The sequence below is a fragment of the Idiomarina aquatica genome, assembly GCF_003987185.1.
Lineage (GTDB): Bacteria > Pseudomonadota > Gammaproteobacteria > Enterobacterales > Alteromonadaceae > Idiomarina > Idiomarina aquatica.
Map to the genome: position 1 here is coordinate 1,067,909 of NZ_PIPS01000001.1, position 18,243 is coordinate 1,086,151.

Consider the following 18,243-nt stretch of genomic DNA (forward strand, 5'->3'; position numbering starts at 1 on the left):
AGCCAGGCTTTGGCAGAGGACAGGTTTCCGTGACGATTCAATTCAGTCGTACAGTTTATACTCGCATCATGCGAGCTGGCATTGCCATGCTGAGCACCGTTCTGCTCACACAATGCAGCTCGGTCGAGCAGCCGTCGTCGGTGCCACCCGCGACAGCTCCCGACAACGGCAACGAAGTGCTGACCGACACGGTAAAAAGTCAACGCTCTGCAGCTGAATGGCTGGCGGATGCCCGCGAAGCGGACTCGACGGCACAACAACAAACTTTGCTCATTCATGCTGCGTTAGCGTTTCAAAACGACGAACAGTGGCAACAAAGCGCGGCAATTTTGAGTCAAATCAGTCCTCGGCAACTGACGCCGTCCGCCTACCCGCTGTTCCGTCTTGCTCAGGCACAGTGGTTGGCACAGCAGCAACAGTGGCAACAGGTTTCCACCACCCTTGAGCCCATCGCCCAACGATTCCAACAACGGCGCTTAAGGCTACAGGCTCTTAACTTGTTGGCGCTCAGCTACGCTCAACAAAATCAGTATTGGCAAGCCGTGGTGCGACAAATAGAAGCGGAGCAGTATCATGGTGAAGCGACAGCACAACAAAGCCGTGACGCTATTTGGCGCTATCTACGTCAGGTTCCCGCTGCGCAACTGCCACAGCAACGGCCGTCAAACAGTACCATAGCCGGTTGGTGGCGGCTGGCGAAACTGTTTCATGACAGCCAGCAACAGTCGATTGATCTAGCAGAGGGGTTTGCCCGCTGGCAATCAAGCTACCCGGATCATCTCGCCAATGGTTTAGTGACCGAATGGCAACAGCAGTCCTGGCAAACACCGCAGCAGGTTATCGCTCTACTGCCGTTATCGGGACGCTATCAGGCACAAGGCATAGCCGTTCGCGACGGTTTACTGATGGCAGCGGCAGAGCAGCAACAAGACATTACCTTTATCGACACCAACCGTACCGACATCGAACAGCAGGCCGCCCAAATTGTCGAGTCCGGCGTCACTCATGTTATCGGACCGTTATTGAAGGACAACGTTGAAGCCTGGCTGAAACGCCCGTTATCCGGCGTTTTTCATCTTATGCTGAATGAGAGCGACGGTGTATTATCAACGGTACCCACCAATACTATTATCCAGTTTGCACTGGCACCGGAGGATGAGGCTCATCAGGCCGCTGAATATCTTGCCTCGCAGTCGCAACAGGCACCGTTGATTTTTGCCGCCAATAGCGGCTCCAGCCGCCGCATGGTGGAGAACTTTCAACAACGTTTGCAGCAAGTAAGTGATCACTCAGCGACCGTCGGCTGGTATGCTGAGCAAGAGCAAATGCAACCCGTGGTCGAGGAGTTGCTCGGTATCAGCGCGAGTAAACAGCGTATCCGCGAGGTCAAAATCGCGGCCGGTAAAATCATTGTCGACGAGCAGGAGCGCAGTCGTGCTGACGTTGACTCGGTGTACTTACCCGGTAATTTGGCGCAGGTGCGGTTATTAAAGCCATTTATTGATGTCAATCTGTCGCCTTTTGCGCCACCACTGACCGTATACGCCAGTTCCTCGGTGCACGAACGCAGTAACCGCGGCGGTGATTCTGATTTGTCCGGCGTTCAGTTCTCGGACAGTCCATTTCTCATCGGCGCTCATCAACAAAGCTCGGCGCTCGAACAGTGGCTTGAACTGCGCTCCGACATGAGCTTTAACGAAGCGCGACTATTGGCCATGGGCCATGATAGTCTTTATTTGGTGAGTAAAGCACAGGCGCTTAATGTATTCCCTGGCGCACAGTGGAGCGGATTTAACGGACGTTTATCGATAGCATTTAACCGCGTACAAAGAGAACTCGACTGGGCTATCTTTAAGGAGCAAGCCATTCAGCCCTTAAAGTAAACTATGTCAAAAAAAGCCAAAGGAAACCGCGCAGAACAACTCGCGGCCGCGTTTTTATCGCAGCAAGGATTGCAACTCGTCGAACGTAATTTTCGTATCGAGGGGGGTGAAATCGATTTAATTGCAAAACATCAACAAGCCTATGTATTTATCGAGGTCAAATACCGGCATGATGAGAATTTTGCAGCGGCGCTAGAACAAATCACTCCGGCACAATGTCGAAGAATTCGTTTTACAGCACAACACTTTTTACTGCAACGGGGACTGGATCAGCATCGGCTGAGGTTACGCTTTGATGTGATCACTATTACCGGCCCCGACGCTTCCATTAATTGGCTTAAGGATGCTTTTTAATCATGCAGTCAGAGCGCGTTAAAACCGTATTTACCGAAAGTATTCAGACGCAAATATCGGCGGTTGAAGGGTTATCGGATGTTATCGAAGACACTGTCGGACTGTTGGTCAATAGTCTGCTCAATGGCCAGCGTTTGTTTGTTCATGGTAATGCGTCGGCATCCTGGCTCAGTCAGCATTTTGCTGAAAAAATGAATTGCGGAATGAAGCTGGAACGGCCGGCTTTTCAGGCGATTCCATTACAGTCCTATGGCCACCAACAAGTGGCTTCACTGGCGCAAAGTAATGACATTTTGATTGTGATTGCCGCAGCTGACGGTGACGACCAAACGTTAATCGAGACCATGGAAGTGGCACTGAGCCGGGAAATGATCATTGTCGCCTTAACCGGACAGAATAACGAGCTGGTGTCGGGTCTGCTTGGCGCGGATGATGTGGAAATACAGGTACCGTCGCTGAATCCGGCGCGCGTGCTTGAACAACAGTTATTGATAAGCCATTGCCTATGCGAATTGATTGAACAGACCATTTTTCCTCAGGAGCACGAGTAATCATGCAACAGCTTAGCCAAACCTGTTTACGCCGTCGTTTTACCCAAGTTGCTACGGCACTCACGTTATTAGCAACCTTGAATGGTTGCGCCGTGGTTGCGACCGGGGCAGCGGCACTGGGCGTTAGCTCGGTAACCGATCCGCGGACTATCGGCAGTCAGTTGGACGACCAGACCATCGAAATGAAAGCCAACGCTAAGCTTGGCAATGATGAACAATTAGGTGAATACCGTTTACGTGTGGTCAGTTATGACCAGAATGTATTACTGATAGGGCAGGTACCGAACGAAGCCGCTCGTCAACGTGCCGAGCGCATCATTAGCGATACTAACGGTATCGATAACATTTTTAACCAGGTACGTATCAGCTCTCAGGCCGGCCTCTCTACTCAGACCAATGACGCCTGGATTACCAGTCAGGTAAAACTGAAGCTCGCCGCGAACGATAAGGTCGATGCATCGGATGTAAAAGTGGTTACCGAGAATGGTGAAGTGTTCTTGTTGGGGATTGTCGGTGGTGATTCGGCCAACATCGCGGTCGACATTGCCCGCAACGTAAAAGGTGTAACTCGTGTCATCAAAGCGTTTAAGGCGCCTCGCTAAGCGGGGCCTTAAACACCTATTTTATTACTTAATGACTTTTAGATTAGGACGTTTACGGGTTGTAGAGCTTTTCTCCGGGCTCGCCTCAGGTGCGTCGCCGGCATCGTCATCCGTAGATGGCATTTTATCCAGCTGAGGCTCGGCTTCAAACATCGCCCCGGCACCGTTTTCGCGGGCGAACAAGGCAAGCGCTGCCGTCATCGGCACGATCACTTCCATTGGCTGACCGCCAAACCGCGCATTAAAACGTATTTCATCATCCAGCAGTTGCAGACCCACAACCGCGCTGGGTGAAATATTCAGCGTAATTTGTCCGTCGTTGACGAATTGTTGTGGCACCTTAGTACCTACAATCGTAGCGTCGACCACCAGATGTGGTGTCAGCTGGTTATCCACAATCCAGTCGTATAAGGCCCGCAGTAAATACGGGCGCTTAGGGGTCATATCAGTCACTTTCATCATCGCCTCCCAAAGGTAGCGAGCAAGAACTAGCGTGCCAGTTCTTTTTCGGCGTCGGTGAGTGATTCCTGGAACGTTTTACGCTCGAACACACGAATCATGTACGCTTTAATGTCTTTTGCGCCCTGACCTTCCAGTTGAATACCGTAGGCCGGTAAACGCCATAACAGCGGCGCAATATAGCAATCGACTAAGCTGAATTCTTCGCTCATGAAATAAGGCGTATCAGCGAAAATCGGTGCCAGTGACAGCAGTCCTTCCTTAAGTTCCTGCCGTGCTGCGTTGTCGCCGGCGAGGATCTTATCGGCCAGCGCGTACCAATCACGCTCGATGCGATACATCATCAAACGGCTGGTGCCACGAGCGACCGGATACACCGGCATCAATGGAGGATGAGGAAAACGCTCATCGAGGTATTCCATGATGATTTGCGCATCGTACAGGACCAGTTCTCTATCCACCAAGGTCGGCGTCGCATCAGGGTAAGGATTCAGCTGAATCAAATCTTCCGGACGTTCATCACCATCAACGTAACTGATTTCAACACTTACGCCCTTCTCGGCTAAGACCAAGCGAACTTGATGACTTTTCAAATCATCCCGACCCGAATACAACGTCATCACTGAACGTTTATTTGCTGCAACCGCCATTTATTTCTCCAGATAATATCAACGGCAAAAGGGTGGCAAGCCACCCTTAATTACCTTTTCCTGACCATACTGATTACTTGAGATCTCGCCAGAACTCTTTCTTCAGCAGCCAAGCTAAAATGGTGAATACCAACAAGAAGCCGAAGACGAACCAACCGGTACGGCGTTGCTCCAGCAACATAGGTTCACCCATATAGACCAAAAATGCGGTCAAATCGAGCATGGCCTGATCGTATTCACTCTCAGTTAAGCGTCCACTACCGTCGGTTTTAATCCCAACGTAGACTTCTTTCATTTCGCCATCGATGCGACGTTCTTCATACGTCTTCTCTGGCAAGCCTTGCAGTTCTTCCAATACATGCGGCATACCGACATTTGGGAACACGGTGTTGTTAACGCCAAACGGACGGCTGTCGTCTTTATAGAAAGACCGCAAGTACGTGTAGATCCAATCTTCACCGCGAACTCGCGCCACGTTGGTTAGATCCGGTGGCGGGTTACCAAACCAGTTTCCGGCCGCATCAGGCGACATGTTAATGGTGATTAGGTCGCCTGCTTTGTTACCGGTGAACTGAAGGTGCTTTTGACCCAGCTCTTCCGGAATCTCCAAATCGTTAAACATGCGATTGTAACGAGCGTACTCCAGAGAGTGACAGCCCAGACAATAGTTCATGTATAACTGCGCACCGCGCTGCAGAGAAGCTTTGTCGTGCAAATCCACTTTCGCTTCATCTAACGGTACAGTTGGGCCCGCCGCAAATGCCAGCGACGGGATCAAGGTGATAAGAGCGATTAACAGTTTTTTCATTATGACGTCACCCTTTCTGGTACCGGTTTCGTTTTCTCGCGTCGACTGTAGAAGAACAGGAACACGAAGAACGCGAAATACAGGAATGTAAAGATTTGCGCAAATAGTGTCGCTACCGGCGTTGCAGGTTGTGTACCGAGGTAACCCAACACCACAAAGCTGATGACGAAGTTAACCAGGTTCAACTTGTGTAACACCGAACGATAACGCACTGAACGAACCTTACCGCGGTCAATCCATGGCAACAGCGCCAACAGAACGATCGCTGCAAACATCAGGATGACACCCAACAATTTGTCCGGTACCGCACGCAGAATCGCGTAAAACGGCGTGAAGTACCAAACAGGTGCAATGTGCTCCGGAGTCTTCAACGGGTTAGCCGGCTCAAAGTTTGGTGGCTCAAGGAAGAAACCGCCCATTTCAGGGTTAAAGAAAATCACATAACAGAAGAAGAACAGGAAGATACCGATACCAATCAGATCCTTCACGATGTAGTAAGGATAGAAAGGAATTGCATCAACGATGTCGTATTTCTTCGTGAAGCGCTCATGGAACTTAAACTTCGGCTTCTCTTCGTCCGGTACAGAACCCTTAGGCTTCTTAATGGCAACACCGTCCGGGTTGTTAGAACCCACTTCGTGCAGAGCGATAATGTGCAAGAACACCAAAATCACCAGCACCAACGGTAAGGCAATAACATGCAATGCGAAGAAACGGTTAAGCGTCGCGCCGGAGATAACGTAGTCACCGCGAATCCACAGCGTTAAATCATCACCGATAACCGGAATCGCACCGAACAGTGAGATGATAACCTGCGCACCCCAGTATGACATCTGACCCCATGGCAGCAGGTAGCCCATAAAGGCTTCTGCCATCAACACCAGGAAGATGAACATACCGAATAGCCACAGCAATTCACGTGGTTTCTGGTAAGAGCCGTACATCATACCGCGGAACATGTGCAGGTAGACGACGACGAAGAAGGCTGAGGCACCGGTTGAGTGCATGTAACGCAGTAACCAACCGTACTCAACATCGCGCATGATGTATTCTACTGATGCAAACGCGCCTTCCGCACTGGGAACGTAGTTCATGGTCAGCCAGATACCGGTAAGGATCTGATTAACCAATACCAACATGGCGAGCACACCAAAGATGTACCACATGTTGAAGTTTTTCGGCGCGGGGTACTGAGCAAGGTGGATATTCCACGTCTTGGTCATTGGGATGCGTTCATCCATCCACTGTACAAATTTGTTAGCCATTACGCTTGCCCCTTCTCTTCGCCAACCAAAATCGTGTTGTCATCAACGTAGTAATGAGGCGGAACCACTAAGTTCAGTGGCGCAGGAACGCTTTGGAAAACACGACCAGCAATATCGAATTTGGAACCGTGACATGGGCAGAAGAAACCGGATTCTACACCTTCAACGTGTTCGCCCATACCGGATGGCAAGTAGGTAGGAGAACAGCCCAAGTGGGTACAAATACCAACGGCAACGAAAAACTCTTCTTTGATAGAGCGGTATTTATTCGCTGCATAAGGAGGTTGTTGCGGTTCTTCAGAGTTAGGATCACGCAGGTTGTCTTCGATTTTACCCAGACCGTCTAACATTTCCGGGGTTCGACGAACAACCCATACGGGCTTGCCCCGCCATTTCACACGGATCATCTGACCCGGTTCAGCTTTGGCTATATTTACTTCGACCGGTGCTCCGGCGTTTTTGGCTTTCGCACTAGGGTTCCAGGAAGCAATAAAAGGAACAGCTGTAAATGCTGCTCCAGCTCCACCGACAACCCCCGTCGCGACCGTCAAAAAACGACGGCGGCCTTTATCTACAGGCGCATTGCTCATCCATTTATTCTCCAGGTTTGGACGCTCCGCGGTGCATCGCCACGGAATCGGGAATTAGCTGCTGCGTTATCCGCCATACGGATTACAAAAAATGCCTTAGAATGATAAAGAAAACCCACAAAATTTACAAGACAAAAGGCTGGGCACGGCGTTGTTTATAGATGCCGTTACGCGCAACGAACCGCCTGTCGCAGGAAAACGCTTTTATTCGGCTTCGAGGGGGCTGGATCAGGCGGGGGTGTTGGAGGCCATGGATGGCCGGAAACAAGACTACAGGGACGTACTTGTGGCGTCCCCCGACTGACGGGGTCGCGTTACATCAAAAAGTCGCCGGTGTGAGTGCTCCGCCAAGCCGGTTTACCTGTGCGCCAAACGCACCGATGATTTCCTCGCGCCAAAGGCGCGAGCTACGGCCATAAAAAAACCCGGCGATGCCGGGTTTTTGGGGTACAGTTGAAGCTTGAATTAACGCTTCGAGAACTGTGGACGTTTGCGCGCTTTGTGCAAACCGATTTTCTTACGTTCAACCTGACGTGCGTCACGAGTAACGTAGCCTTCTTTACGAAGAGGACCACGGAACGCTTCGTCATACTGCATCAGTGCACGAGTAATACCGTGACGGATTGCGCCCGCCTGACCAGTAGTACCGCCACCACTTACAGTGATGTACAGGTCGAACTTTTCAGTCATTTCTACAAGCTCTAACGGTTGACGAACAACCATCTGAGCGGTTTCACGACCGAAGTATTCTTCCAACGCGCGGTTGTTGATTTGGATGTTGCCGCTACCCGGACGCAAGAATACGCGAGCCGTTGAGTTTTTGCGGCGACCAGTACCGTAGTATTGATTATCTGCCATAGTAGTCTTGCTCCGTTAGATATCCAGTTGTTTCGGCTGTTGAGCAACATGGTTGTGCTCAGCACCTGCGTACACTTTCAGTTTACGGAACATGGCACGGCCTAGTGGTCCACGAGGCAACATACCTTTAACCGCTTTCTGAATTACCATTTCAGGCTTCTTGGCAATCAGCTTTTCAAAGCTGATTGATTTGATACCACCCGGAAATCCAGTGTGCGAGTAGTACATCTTGTCCTGAGCTTTGTTACCGGTTACAGCAACTTTCTCTGCGTTAACAACAACGATGTAATCGCCGGTGTCTACGTGCGGAGTATACTCAGGCTTGTGCTTGCCGCGCAGGCGACGAGCGATTTCAGTAGCCAAACGACCTAAAGTTTTACCTTCTGCGTCCACTACATACCAGTCGCGTTTTACCGTTTCTGGTTTTGCTACAAATGTTTTCATGATAAAAAAACCTAAATCAAAAAGTTCACGGACAGTAATTCCGGGCTTCCCCGCGAATCACAACAATAAAATAATGAGGAAATTCATTAAGTTATCTGCTGCGACCATTGCCTAACCGAAGTTAATGCAATGGACTGTAACGTGGGCTGCGCGGATTATAGGAAAAATGGCGCTAAAGATCACGTACTTTTTGCAGAAAATTTAGCCTACGCTTTGTGCTCTTCGGCAAGATATTGCTGGCTTTGCATCTCCTGCAGGCGGCTGATGCAACGTTTGAACTCAAAGCTCAGTTGACCTTCGGTGTACAATTGCTCAATGGGCACTTCCGCCGAAAGGATAAGTTTCACTTTGCGCTCATAAAATTCGTCCACTAAGGCGATGAAACGGCGCGCAATATCATCGCTGCCACGACCCATCTGTTCGACGTTGCTGACTAACACCGCGTGGTAGAGTTGACTGATTTCCATGTAGTCGTTCTGTGAGCGTGCCGTTTTGCAGATTGCGTTAAAGTCAAAAAACACCACATCATCACTGACTGCCCGCACCTCGATCTCTCGGCCGAGAATATCAATGGTGGTGGCGTCATAGCTGTCTTTGTTTTCCGGAGCCAACTGCGAAAAATACTGCTGCAGGTTCGCGTCAGCCTGCTGATCCAACGGCGAGTGGAAAATTTCCGCTCGGCTGAGTGTGCGCAAACGGTAATCCACACCGCTATCGACGTTAACCACACGACAGTTTTCTTTAATCAGGCGGATAGCCGGAAGAAAACGTTCCCGCTGCAGGCCATTCTTGTACAAATCATCAGGCACGATATTGGACGTGGCGACGAGCACGACCTTGCGCTCAAATAAATATTCAAACAGCTTGCCGAGCAACATAGCGTCGGTTATGTCCTGCACAAAAAACTCATCAAAACAGATGATTTTAGCTTGCGCCGCGATGCGGTCGGCAATGATTTCTAACGGATCGGACTGGTGCTTAAGGGATTTCAGTTCCTGATGCACTCGATGCATAAAACGATGAAAATGAACGCGCCATTTTTTATCCAGTGGCAGGCTGTCGAAAAACGTATCGACTAAATACGTTTTACCACGCCCTACACCACCCCAAAAGTAGAGTCCTTTTGGCGGTTTCGGCGTCGCACTGAACCATCGCTTCCAAAACGGTTGCTGGCACTGGCGCTGCCACAGCAACAGTTGCTGATAGAGTGCTTCGAGCTGTTCAACCGCATGCGCCTGCGCTTCATCGTGGCTGAATCCGTCTTGCTGTAAGTCTTTTTGATACCGCTGTTTTGGGCTTAAGCCTTGGCTGGACACTACAACTTAACCTCAGATCCGATTACCCTAAAATAAGCAGATAGTTTATCATGAAGCTAACTTTCAGCAATCAATAGCAATGCCCCCATTGCGCAGGAGTAGAAAATGAGTTGGATTATTGGTGTGCTACTGGTCATTGTCGGCGCTATCATTGGTTTTTTTGTGGCTAAGTTTTGGCTGAGTTCCGGCACCAACGGCGATCTGGAAAGCCAGGTTGAACAAAGCCAGAAGCAGTTGGCGGATTATCAGCGCGAAGTCGCAGAGCATTTCGCTACCGCGAATGCGCTGGTCGAGCAATTGGCGGAAACTCAGGACAAACTGCAAAATTACCTGAATCAAAGCGCTGAGTTACTGCAGCAACATGGCGTACAGGACGACTTACCGTTTTTCTCTGAGGACACTTTGCGTCAGTTGCGCGTGGCCAACACCGTCAATAAAGACTACCGTTCGGGTCAAAATGATGACGCGGCTGAACAAGCGCCTCGTGACTACACGGAAAAACGCAGTGGTTTGTTTGAGTCCAGCCGTGACAAACACTCAGAAAGGGATTAAAAAAAATAATATCTTGAAACATTTTGCCAGTGAACTCATATAACGAGTCAGCGGTCTGAACGCACAGTTGGTTTTTGTTCGATGAGCAATTAAGCCCTATTCCGAGGAGTAAGTAACACTATGCAGAAACTGTTGACTCTTATTGCCGCTGCTGGCCTTGCCGTTGCCAGCGTTACGGCCACTGCGCAAGCAAGTATCCCGTTTTTTGGTAAATCCGACGAAGTCCCTACTCTGGCGCCAATGCTGGAAGAGGTGACACCGGCCGTCGTGAACATTTCTGTTAAAGGCAAACGCGAAGTCAGACAGCGACTTCCGGATGCGCTACGGTTCTTTTTTGGCCCCAATGCCCCGCGCGAACAAGTTCGTGAGCGGCCGTTCCAAGGGCTCGGTTCTGGCGTTATCATCGACGCAGAAAAGGGCTATGTTGTTACCAATAACCACGTTATCGATGACGCTACCGAAATTTTGGTGACGCTGAAAGATGGCCGCGAATTTGACGCCGAGGTCATTGGTACCGACGAGCGTTCAGATATCGCCTTAATCAAAATTAAAAACGGCGAAAACCTGACCGATATCGAGCTGGGCAAATCCTCCGATTTACGCGTGGGTGACTTCGTCGTCGCTATTGGCAATCCATTCGGTTTAGGGCAAACCGTGACCTCGGGTATTGTCAGCGCATTGGGTCGCAGTGGCCTCGGCATTGAAGAGCTGGAAAATTTTATTCAGACCGATGCTGCGATTAACAGCGGTAACTCCGGTGGTGCACTGGTCACATTGGACGGTAAGTTGATTGGGATTAATACCGCCATTCTTGGCCCCAACGGCGGTAACATCGGCATCGGCTTTGCGATCCCGTCGGATATGATGAACAACCTGGTTATGCAACTGATCGAATTTGGCGAAGTTCGTCGGGGCGTGTTGGGTATTCGCGGGCACGACCTCACTCATGACATCGCTAAAGCACTGGACATTGACGCAAGTACCGGCGCCTTTGTCGCAGAAGCCATTCCTGGTGGCTCGGCCGCTGAAGCCGGCATTAAATCCGGTGATGTGATCCTTTCCGTCAATGGCTCACGCATTGCTTCGTTCTCTGAGCTTCGTGCCTTAGTCAGCAGCATGGGGCAAGGTAAAACCATCAGCCTGGGTATTGTCCGTGACGGTGAAGAATTAGAAGTGGACGTTGTGCTTGGTGCCCAGGATGTTGAAGTGACCGCATCGTCTATTCATCCGGCACTTGAAGGCGCTACCCTGGCGGTTTCAAGTGACCCGGCGGGTATCGAAATTACCGCCATCGAAGAGGGTTCTCCTGCCGCTCGCATTGGTCTGGAAGAAGGCGACATCATCCGCGGTGTGAATCGCCAGATCGTGACCTCGGTTGGCGATTTGCGCAGTGTCATTGAAGACACTGCTGGCGTCGTTGCCCTTAATGTACAACGGGGCAACAGCTCACTTTACCTGGTGTTGCGTAACCCCGGTTAACGTCAGCTACGTCAGAAGCTTACAAAAAGGTGACAGCAGTGATAAGCTGATGTCACCTTTTTTGTTAATAGCGTCGGAACCCCATCATGAGTGCAGCACAATCGGTCTTTCGTTTTATCTTTCAGTCGGTTGGATTGGGTTTAATCGTTGCTGCCATCGTGATTCTGTTGCTCCCCTATCTGTCCAATCATTCGCGTGGCGCACTGGATCAAAATGCAACTGCGCTCAGTTTTAACGATGCCGTTAGCCGCGCAGCACCCGCAGTAGTCAATATCTATAGCCTGGGCGAAATTGAGGGTTCCTATTTTCAACCACGTACCTCACGTGTCTGGCGATTAGGATCTGGCGTTATTATGGACGGCCGCGGCTATATCCTCACCGCACAACATGTGGTCGATAATGTTGATCAAATTTTGGTTGCCTTGCAGGACGGTCGTCAATACGGCGCCCAACTTATCGGCAGCGACTACTACACCGACTTAGCCGTGTTAAAAATAGAAGCCGACAACCTGCCGGTGATACCAACTGCCGAAAATCCACAGACGCGGGTTGGCGACATCGTGCTGGCGATAGGCAATCCCTATAATATTGGCCAGACCATCACTCAGGGCATCATCAGTGCCACCGGTGGCCGCGTTGGGGTCAGTCGTAGTTCTTATTCCGACCTTATTCAGATGGATGCGGTCATTAACCAAGGGGCCTCCGGCGGCGCTTTAGTTAACTCAACCGGGCAACTGATCGGCATTAATAACGCCCGTTTTAACAACGCTTTTGGCGATGGCATTGAAGGCATTTATTTTGCGGTTCCCTTTAGTACCGCCCGGGATGTGATGGAAACGCTTATCGCAGAAGGCAAAGTGGTGCGAGGTTGGATTGGTATCAGTGTCGACCCGAACTCCAGTGATCGGCTTGCCCAACAGGGCATTCAGATAACAGCGGTTGACCCCGGCAGCCCTGCCGCCGTTGCCGGCCTTAAGCCGAATGATGTGATCACCCGCATCGGTGGTAAACCGGTGCGCTCGGCATCGGAAGGCATGAAAGAGGTCGTAAACAGTAAGCCGGGGTCAGCAGTAGTCATCGACTTTTACCGCAACGGTGAGCCACAAAGCGTCACCGTTACGATTGCCGAACCACCGGCCAATTAGTTAATCACGGACGCGAGTAATATCCGCACCCAATTGACGCAATTTGTGTTCAATCGATTCGTAACCGCGATCAATGTGGTAAATGCGTTCGACCACGGTTTCGCCCTGCGCCACAAGACCGGCAATAACCAGCGATGCCGAGGCTCGTAAATCGGTACACATCACCTCAGCGCCGGTCAGTCGGTCGACACCTTTACTGATTGCCGTGTTACCTTCAAGCTCCACTTGTGCACCCATGCGACGCAACTCCGGAATGTGCATGAAACGATTTTCGAAGATGGTTTCACGAATCCAACCACTGCCGTCGGCAATGCAATTTAACGCACAAAACTGTGCCTGCATATCTGTTGGAAATGCCGGGTGAGGCGCAGTAATAATGGTTACTGGCTGTGGTCGACGACTGGCACGAATACGAATCCAGTCATCCCCTTTGTCGATATCCGCACCGGCCTCGGTTAACTTTTTCAACACCGCGTCAAGGCACGCAGGATTCGTGTTGCGACAGGTCACGTCGCCCTGGGTTACCAGGCCAGCCACCAGGAAAGTACCGGTTTCGATGCGATCCGGCATGACCGCATAACGTCCACCATGCAGCTTCTCAACCCCATGCACCACAATGGTATCGGTACCCGCACCATGTATGTCTGCGCCCAACGTATTCAGGAAGTTGGCTAAATCAATAACTTCGGGTTCACGAGCCGCATTCTCAATAACGGTTTTGCCGTCGGCAAGCGCCGCCGCCGTCATCAAGTTTTCGGTGCCGGTAACACTTACCGTGTCCATTAAGATATTGGCACCCTTTAAGCGTCCGTTCACTGCCGCTTTGATGTAACCGTTTTCGACGGTAATGTGCGCCCCCATCTGACGCAGGCCTTCAATGTGAAGGTTAACCGGCCGAGCACCAATGGCGCAGCCACCCGGTAATGACACCTCTGCCTTTCCGGTACGTGCCAGTAACGGACCTAACACCAGAATCGACGCCCGCATGGTCTTAACCAGTTCGTAGGGCGCCACGGTCGTCGACAATGACGCTGGCGAGATGGTCACACTGCCATCACTGAGTCCGCTGTGCTCGATACCCAGCGTTTGCAGCAATTTCAGGCTGGTCTTTACATCTTGTAACTGCGGGACATTATCGAGTTGCACGGTGTCGCTGACGGCGACCGTTGCCAACAGAATGGGGAGTGCGGCGTTCTTAGCGCCGGAAATTGTGACCTCGCCCTGTAAGCGATGGCCACCTTTGATGACGAATTTATCCATGCTGACCATTAACCCTGCGGCATCACTAACTTTTTATCGCGAGCCCAGTCTTCCGGGGTGTACGTCTTTAACGAGACCGCATGCAGGGTACCATCAGCAATCAGGGGTTTTAACGGATTATAAACGTACTGCTGTCGTTTCACCCGACTTAACGACGCGAACACATCCCCTACCGCGATGATGTTTACGTTAGCACCGTCAAGCTGGACATGCACTTCGGCAAGTTCCAGTTGGTCTTTTAATAAGCCTTCAATTTGTTCTGCGTCCATCATTATTACCTTTTTTACAGCAGGTGTAAGTGTCAGGACGCTAGCTTAACGAAAGCACGCCCTCAACGCCACTGACCGCTGCAATTTGTTGCAACTGTTGACTTGCTCCGACACATTCAATCGACGTGACGTTTTGCGCTTTTACGACTTCCAGCAATAATGCCACGCCAGCAGTATCTACCGCGTCAACCTTACTCACATCCACCCGTGATATGGCTTTGCCATTGACGTCACTTAGCCACTGCGACCAAATTGCCGGAATCGTTTCTCGTGTCAAAGCACCCGCCAGCTCCAGCGTATGTTGATCATCGCTGAAGCTGATCTGGATACCGTTTAACTTGCGTGAACTCGCCATTATGCCGGTACGTCTACTTCGTCGTCCAACGAGATGGGTTGCTCTGCCTTGTCTTTCAGCAAAGCGATGGTGTTATCAATGCCTCGGGCACGGATCACCGAAGAAATCTCACTTTGCTTGCTTTGCAACAGGCTCACACCTTCAACAATGAGGTCGTAGGCTTTCCAGGTCTCGCTTTCACTGTCATAACGTACCGCGAAATCAAGCCGTATGGGCGGTCGACCCTGTTCAATAACCCGTGTTTCGACACGTACCGCGCGGTCATCCGGCGAAACGTTCTTCGGGTTAACGAACTCAACGTCGTGCTTTGACTCGTCATATTGTGTAAAAGCACGAGCATAGGTGGCAACAATGTAATCTGTAAAAGCTTGGTAAAAAGCCTGCCGTTGCTCGCTGCTGGTGTCTTTAAAGTAACGGCCCAACACCTTTTTCGACGCATAAATGTTGTCGACGTAAGGCATCAGCTCTTCTCTGACAACCGTTTTTAGATAGTTAGGGTCGTCATTAATCCGGTCGCGTTCCTCAGCAATACGAGCGAACGTCTTTTCAGCCACCTGCTCCAGCAAACGGTATGGGTTATCGTCTTTAATCACTTGCGCCGACGCAGGGGCAGCGATCATCAGTAGACTCAGTGCCCAAAAAATTAATGCCTTCATGTTTATCTCCTTAACTTAATCGTTACCCTGGCTGAACAGGAATTGCCCGATTAGCTGCTCAAGTACCAATGCTGACTTCGTGTCACTGATGGTATCGCCGTCTTCTAACATGCCCACGGTGTCATCAATAAAACCCGGTTGCAGACCAAGGTACTGTTCGCCCAGCAAGCCTGACGTTAGCACCGACAATGAGCTGGTTTCAGAGAACTGGTCGTAGTCCGCGCTGATTTCCATCTCTACTGTGGGTTCGTAATATTCACCGGTCAACGTGATGTTGCTTACGCGTCCGACAACAACCCCGCCGACTTTTACCGGCGAGCGCACTTTGAGGCTGCCGATATTATCGAACTTTGCATAGAGCTTATACGTTTCGCCCGACGTTGCGGCACTGCCACTGGCAGCTCTAAGCGCGATAAAAAGTAAGGCAAGTACGCCAAGTACAACAAACAAGCCAACCCAAATCTGTGTTTTACGTGATTCCATGGTTTCTACCCACCAAACATCAAAGCTGTAAGAATAAAATCAAGTCCGAGAACAGCCAGTGACGCCGTCACCACTGTCGAAGTCGTCGCTGTGCTAATACCTGCAGACGTTGGTACGGCACGATAACCTTTGTAAAGTGCGATCCAGGTCACTACAAATGCAAATACGATGGATTTAATAATGCCGTTCAATAAATCGTCGTACCAATCGACCGACGACTGCATCACCGACCAAAACGCCCCTTCATCAACACCCAGCCAGCCGGAACCCACCAGGTAACCGCCGTAGATGCCGACCGCAGAAAAAATCAACGCCAGTAATGGCATGCTGATAAAACCGGCCCAAAACCGTGGCGCCACCACCCGTCGTAGCGGGTCTACAGCCATCATCTCGAGGCTGGACAGCTGTTCGGTCGCCTTCATCAAACCAATTTCAGCGGTCAACGCCGAGCCCGCCCGACCGGCAAACAACAAGGCCGTCACGACGGGGCCTAACTCGCGCAGTAGCGACAGCGCCACCATCGGTCCGAGACTCTGCTCGGCACCATAGTCCACCAATATGGTATAGCCCTGCAGACCAAGCACCATGCCGATGAACAGACCGCTGACAATGATGATAAGCAACGACAAGACGCCAACGACGTACATCTGTTTGATGAACAAAGGAAACGATTTGCGCGGGTTCGGCTTACCGATTATCGCACTGAGCAACATCGCTAACGCATAACCAATCCCAGCGACTTGATTCAGTGACGTGTGCCCCACTCGGCGCAGCTGTTCGATCATCGCTGACCTCCTAATAAGTCACTGGCAAAGTCATCGTCAGAATAGTGGAATGCCACCGGACCATCGGCCTCACCGTGCAAGAACTGTTTAACCAATGCGGTGTCATCTTTTAACAATGCCTGCGGCTCACCCTCTGCAACCACTCGTTTGTCCGCGATAATGTAGGCATAGTCGGCAATGCTCAGCACCTCATCGACGTCGTGTGTCACCACGATTGAGGTTAACCCAAGCGAATCATTTAACGACTTGATTAGCTTAACGATCACCCCCATCGAAATCGGGTCCTGCCCGGCGAACGGTTCATCGTACATGATCAGATCAGGATCCAGCGCAATGGCTCTTGCCAGCGCCGCACGCCGTGCCATACCGCCGGAAAGTTCCGCCGGCATCAAGTGTCGGGCGCCGCGCAAACCAACGGCTTCGAGCTTCATAATGACAATGCTGCGAATCAACCGTTCGGATAAGTTGGTGTGTTCTCGCAACGGAAACGCGACATTGTCGTAAACGCTCATATCGGTAAACAGGGCTCCACTCTGGAACAACATGCTCATCCGTTTGCGTAATTCATAAAGCGGTTTTCTTGCCAGTTGAGGCACTTCCACATCCGCCACCTTAATGCTTCCCGATGACGGCTTTAGCTGCCCGCCAATGAGTCGCAACAAGGTTGTTTTACCGATGCCGCTCGGTCCCATTACCGCGACCGTTTTACCTTTCGGAACGGTTAACGACAAGCCCTCATAAATGGAACGCTCGCCATGTGAAAAATGCACATTGTTCAGCTCGACAAAATTGCTCACTGTGCTTCCTGTGTTATCGTTTCTTTAAGCTTACGTAGTTTAGCGCGTAAGCGTCTAATCACTAACTGTAAAAATGTTGCAAAACATATCAGTTAATCGAATCAACCAATGTCATCAATTTCTGCGCAAACTGTTCGCGATCGGCCTGGCAATGCTGGCAAAGCTGCAGTTGCTCAAACAAACGGGCACCGTGCACAGAAAAGAATAACAATTCCGCCAACTGCGGATCAGGCGTATCATTTTTTATCGCGTCGAAGGTCTGCCGGACATGCTCTTGTAACGGCTCCAGCAGTTCTGGATTATTTGCCGCAACGGCCAACATACCGCTGCTCAATTGTGCACATTCAGCATCACTGTTTAATGAGGCTAATAGAATACTTTTTAGTTCACGGCGTGGATCGTTTTCGAGTTGCTCACGAAAGTGCGCACGCAAGGCATCGAATTGTTGCACCATACGCTCTAGCATAGCGGCTAACAGCGCGTTTTTATTGGCAAAGTGATACAGCAAACCGCCTTTACTGATACCGGTTTCCTGACACAGGGCATCAAACGTCAAATGCGCAGCCCCCTGCTCCGCAACCAGTTGTTCTGCCGCGTCTATAATTGCATCACGATTGCTTGGCCGACCCACCATTTACTGCTTCCCGGGGCTCATTTAGGGCCCACTTTATTAACCGTCCAG

23 protein-coding genes are annotated in these 18,243 nt (G+C 50.8%); 7 read left to right on the forward strand and 16 right to left on the reverse strand.

What is annotated here, in order from left to right:
- Window positions 1-29 precede the first annotated feature (29 nt).
- From CWE23_RS04855 to dolP, 4 genes are read left to right on the forward strand one after another with little or no spacing between them, the layout of a single operon-like run.
- The gene (locus CWE23_RS04855) at window positions 30-1,883 is read left to right on the forward strand and encodes a penicillin-binding protein activator (protein WP_126819662.1); all 1,854 of its coding nucleotides are present in this window, start codon (window positions 30-32) and stop codon (window positions 1,881-1,883) included.
- 3 nt (window positions 1,884-1,886) lie between these two features.
- A complete protein-coding gene (locus CWE23_RS04860) occupies window positions 1,887-2,237 on the forward strand; it encodes a YraN family protein (RefSeq protein WP_105305590.1) in 351 nt (116 codons plus the stop codon).
- 2 nt (window positions 2,238-2,239) lie between these two features.
- Entirely contained in the window at window positions 2,240-2,788 is a 549-nt protein-coding gene (locus CWE23_RS04865; RefSeq protein WP_126819663.1) for a D-sedoheptulose-7-phosphate isomerase, read from the forward strand.
- A 2-nt stretch (window positions 2,789-2,790) separates the two neighbouring features.
- Complete coding sequence (gene dolP, locus CWE23_RS04870; RefSeq protein WP_126819664.1) at window positions 2,791-3,390, forward strand: division/outer membrane stress-associated lipid-binding lipoprotein; 600 nt, start codon at window positions 2,791-2,793, stop codon at window positions 3,388-3,390.
- 24 nt (window positions 3,391-3,414) lie between these two features.
- Here dolP and CWE23_RS04875 read toward each other — a convergent pair whose 3' ends face one another.
- The 8 genes from CWE23_RS04875 to zapE all read right to left on the reverse strand — a co-directional run bounded on the left by CWE23_RS04875 (window position 3,415) and on the right by zapE (window position 9,780).
- Window positions 3,415-3,834 (reverse strand): ClpXP protease specificity-enhancing factor, encoded by a 420-nt coding sequence (locus tag CWE23_RS04875; RefSeq protein ID WP_105307667.1) that lies wholly within the window; start codon window positions 3,832-3,834, stop codon window positions 3,415-3,417.
- A 44-nt stretch (window positions 3,835-3,878) separates the two neighbouring features.
- Window positions 3,879-4,499, reverse strand: coding sequence for a stringent starvation protein SspA (gene sspA / locus CWE23_RS04880; RefSeq protein ID WP_105305586.1), 621 nt, complete (start codon window positions 4,497-4,499; stop codon window positions 3,879-3,881).
- 73 nt (window positions 4,500-4,572) lie between these two features.
- A complete protein-coding gene (locus CWE23_RS04885) occupies window positions 4,573-5,307 on the reverse strand; it encodes a cytochrome c1 (protein WP_105305585.1) in 735 nt (244 codons plus the stop codon).
- Window positions 5,307-6,572: a cytochrome b gene (locus CWE23_RS04890; protein WP_105305584.1), complete on the reverse strand. Its 1,266-nt coding sequence runs from the start codon at window positions 6,570-6,572 to the stop codon at window positions 5,307-5,309. The genes CWE23_RS04885 and CWE23_RS04890 overlap by 1 nt, the downstream gene beginning before the upstream one ends.
- On the reverse strand, window positions 6,572-7,162 hold the full coding sequence (gene petA, locus CWE23_RS04895) for a ubiquinol-cytochrome c reductase iron-sulfur subunit (RefSeq protein WP_105305583.1): 591 nt from the start codon (window positions 7,160-7,162) through the stop codon (window positions 6,572-6,574). The genes CWE23_RS04890 and petA overlap by 1 nt, the downstream gene beginning before the upstream one ends.
- A gap of 465 nt (window positions 7,163-7,627) precedes the next feature.
- Window positions 7,628-8,020 carry a 30S ribosomal protein S9 gene (rpsI, locus tag CWE23_RS04900; protein ID WP_105305582.1) on the reverse strand — a complete coding sequence of 131 codons (393 nt, stop codon included), beginning with the start codon at window positions 8,018-8,020 and terminating at the stop codon, window positions 7,628-7,630.
- Window positions 8,021-8,035: 15 nt separating this feature from the next.
- Window positions 8,036-8,464, reverse strand: a complete 429-nt coding sequence (gene rplM, locus CWE23_RS04905) for a 50S ribosomal protein L13 (RefSeq protein WP_105305581.1) — start codon at window positions 8,462-8,464, stop codon at window positions 8,036-8,038.
- 206 nt (window positions 8,465-8,670) lie between these two features.
- The gene (gene zapE / locus CWE23_RS04910; RefSeq protein ID WP_105305580.1) at window positions 8,671-9,780 is read right to left on the reverse strand and encodes a cell division protein ZapE; all 1,110 of its coding nucleotides are present in this window, start codon (window positions 9,778-9,780) and stop codon (window positions 8,671-8,673) included.
- Window positions 9,781-9,885: 105 nt separating this feature from the next.
- On the opposite strand from zapE, the gene CWE23_RS04915 reads away from it, so the two are divergent.
- From CWE23_RS04915 to CWE23_RS04925, 3 genes are all read left to right on the forward strand, one after another.
- Window positions 9,886-10,332 (forward strand): Z-ring associated ZapG family protein, encoded by a 447-nt coding sequence (locus tag CWE23_RS04915; protein WP_105305579.1) that lies wholly within the window; start codon window positions 9,886-9,888, stop codon window positions 10,330-10,332.
- A 120-nt stretch (window positions 10,333-10,452) separates the two neighbouring features.
- Window positions 10,453-11,811 (forward strand): Do family serine endopeptidase, encoded by a 1,359-nt coding sequence (locus CWE23_RS04920; protein WP_105305578.1) that lies wholly within the window; start codon window positions 10,453-10,455, stop codon window positions 11,809-11,811.
- An 86-nt stretch (window positions 11,812-11,897) separates the two neighbouring features.
- Window positions 11,898-12,956, forward strand: a complete 1,059-nt coding sequence (locus CWE23_RS04925; protein WP_105305577.1) for a trypsin-like peptidase domain-containing protein — start codon at window positions 11,898-11,900, stop codon at window positions 12,954-12,956.
- On the opposite strand, the gene murA is transcribed toward CWE23_RS04925, so the two are convergent.
- The 8 genes from murA to CWE23_RS04965 form a co-directional block, all read right to left on the reverse strand.
- Window positions 12,957-14,216 (reverse strand): UDP-N-acetylglucosamine 1-carboxyvinyltransferase, encoded by a 1,260-nt coding sequence (gene murA, locus CWE23_RS04930; protein ID WP_126819665.1) that lies wholly within the window; start codon window positions 14,214-14,216, stop codon window positions 12,957-12,959.
- Between the two features lie 8 nt (window positions 14,217-14,224).
- Window positions 14,225-14,485 (reverse strand): BolA family protein, encoded by a 261-nt coding sequence (locus CWE23_RS04935; RefSeq protein ID WP_105305576.1) that lies wholly within the window; start codon window positions 14,483-14,485, stop codon window positions 14,225-14,227.
- A 40-nt stretch (window positions 14,486-14,525) separates the two neighbouring features.
- On the reverse strand, window positions 14,526-14,840 hold the full coding sequence (locus tag CWE23_RS04940; protein WP_105305575.1) for an STAS domain-containing protein: 315 nt from the start codon (window positions 14,838-14,840) through the stop codon (window positions 14,526-14,528).
- Window positions 14,840-15,496, reverse strand: a complete 657-nt coding sequence (mlaC, locus tag CWE23_RS04945) for a phospholipid-binding protein MlaC (RefSeq protein ID WP_105305574.1) — start codon at window positions 15,494-15,496, stop codon at window positions 14,840-14,842. Before mlaC ends, CWE23_RS04940 begins: the two co-directional genes overlap by 1 nt.
- Window positions 15,497-15,511: 15 nt before the next feature.
- Window positions 15,512-15,979 carry an outer membrane lipid asymmetry maintenance protein MlaD gene (gene mlaD, locus CWE23_RS04950; RefSeq protein WP_105305573.1) on the reverse strand — a complete coding sequence of 156 codons (468 nt, stop codon included), beginning with the start codon at window positions 15,977-15,979 and terminating at the stop codon, window positions 15,512-15,514.
- Window positions 15,980-15,984: 5 nt separating this feature from the next.
- Window positions 15,985-16,764, reverse strand: coding sequence for a lipid asymmetry maintenance ABC transporter permease subunit MlaE (gene mlaE / locus CWE23_RS04955; protein WP_105305572.1), 780 nt, complete (start codon window positions 16,762-16,764; stop codon window positions 15,985-15,987).
- Window positions 16,761-17,561: an ATP-binding cassette domain-containing protein gene (locus tag CWE23_RS04960; RefSeq protein ID WP_105305571.1), complete on the reverse strand. Its 801-nt coding sequence runs from the start codon at window positions 17,559-17,561 to the stop codon at window positions 16,761-16,763. Before CWE23_RS04960 ends, mlaE begins: the two co-directional genes overlap by 4 nt.
- Window positions 17,562-17,649: 88 nt before the next feature.
- Complete coding sequence (locus CWE23_RS04965; protein WP_105305570.1) at window positions 17,650-18,195, reverse strand: TetR/AcrR family transcriptional regulator; 546 nt, start codon at window positions 18,193-18,195, stop codon at window positions 17,650-17,652.
- Window positions 18,196-18,243 lie beyond the last annotated feature (48 nt).

Excerpts from the sequence above, each read along its gene's own strand:
- CWE23_RS04860 (WP_105305590.1), top strand. The coding sequence starts at position 1,887 with ATGTCAAAAAAAGCCAAAGGAAACCGCGCAGAACAACTCGCGGCCGCG.
- CWE23_RS04865 (WP_126819663.1), top strand. The coding sequence starts at position 2,240 with ATGCAGTCAGAGCGCGTTAAAACCGTATTTACCGAAAGTATTCAGACG.
- dolP (WP_126819664.1), top strand. The coding sequence starts at position 2,791 with ATGCAACAGCTTAGCCAAACCTGTTTACGCCGTCGTTTTACCCAAGTT.
- CWE23_RS04875 (WP_105307667.1), bottom strand. The coding sequence starts at position 3,834 with ATGACCCCTAAGCGCCCGTATTTACTGCGGGCCTTATACGACTGGATT.
- sspA (WP_105305586.1), bottom strand. The coding sequence starts at position 4,499 with ATGGCGGTTGCAGCAAATAAACGTTCAGTGATGACGTTGTATTCGGGT.
- CWE23_RS04885 (WP_105305585.1), bottom strand. The coding sequence starts at position 5,307 with ATGAAAAAACTGTTAATCGCTCTTATCACCTTGATCCCGTCGCTGGCA.
- CWE23_RS04890 (WP_105305584.1), bottom strand. The coding sequence starts at position 6,572 with ATGGCTAACAAATTTGTACAGTGGATGGATGAACGCATCCCAATGACC.
- petA (WP_105305583.1), bottom strand. The coding sequence starts at position 7,162 with ATGAGCAATGCGCCTGTAGATAAAGGCCGCCGTCGTTTTTTGACGGTC.
- rpsI (WP_105305582.1), bottom strand. The coding sequence starts at position 8,020 with ATGGCAGATAATCAATACTACGGTACTGGTCGCCGCAAAAACTCAACG.
- rplM (WP_105305581.1), bottom strand. The coding sequence starts at position 8,464 with ATGAAAACATTTGTAGCAAAACCAGAAACGGTAAAACGCGACTGGTAT.
- CWE23_RS04915 (WP_105305579.1), top strand. The coding sequence starts at position 9,886 with ATGAGTTGGATTATTGGTGTGCTACTGGTCATTGTCGGCGCTATCATT.
- CWE23_RS04920 (WP_105305578.1), top strand. The coding sequence starts at position 10,453 with ATGCAGAAACTGTTGACTCTTATTGCCGCTGCTGGCCTTGCCGTTGCC.
- CWE23_RS04925 (WP_105305577.1), top strand. The coding sequence starts at position 11,898 with ATGAGTGCAGCACAATCGGTCTTTCGTTTTATCTTTCAGTCGGTTGGA.
- murA (WP_126819665.1), bottom strand. The coding sequence starts at position 14,216 with ATGGATAAATTCGTCATCAAAGGTGGCCATCGCTTACAGGGCGAGGTC.
- CWE23_RS04935 (WP_105305576.1), bottom strand. The coding sequence starts at position 14,485 with ATGGACGCAGAACAAATTGAAGGCTTATTAAAAGACCAACTGGAACTT.
- CWE23_RS04940 (WP_105305575.1), bottom strand. The coding sequence starts at position 14,840 with ATGGCGAGTTCACGCAAGTTAAACGGTATCCAGATCAGCTTCAGCGAT.
- mlaC (WP_105305574.1), bottom strand. The coding sequence starts at position 15,496 with ATGAAGGCATTAATTTTTTGGGCACTGAGTCTACTGATGATCGCTGCC.
- mlaD (WP_105305573.1), bottom strand. The coding sequence starts at position 15,979 with ATGGAATCACGTAAAACACAGATTTGGGTTGGCTTGTTTGTTGTACTT.
- mlaE (WP_105305572.1), bottom strand. The coding sequence starts at position 16,764 with ATGATCGAACAGCTGCGCCGAGTGGGGCACACGTCACTGAATCAAGTC.
- CWE23_RS04965 (WP_105305570.1), bottom strand. The coding sequence starts at position 18,195 with ATGGTGGGTCGGCCAAGCAATCGTGATGCAATTATAGACGCGGCAGAA.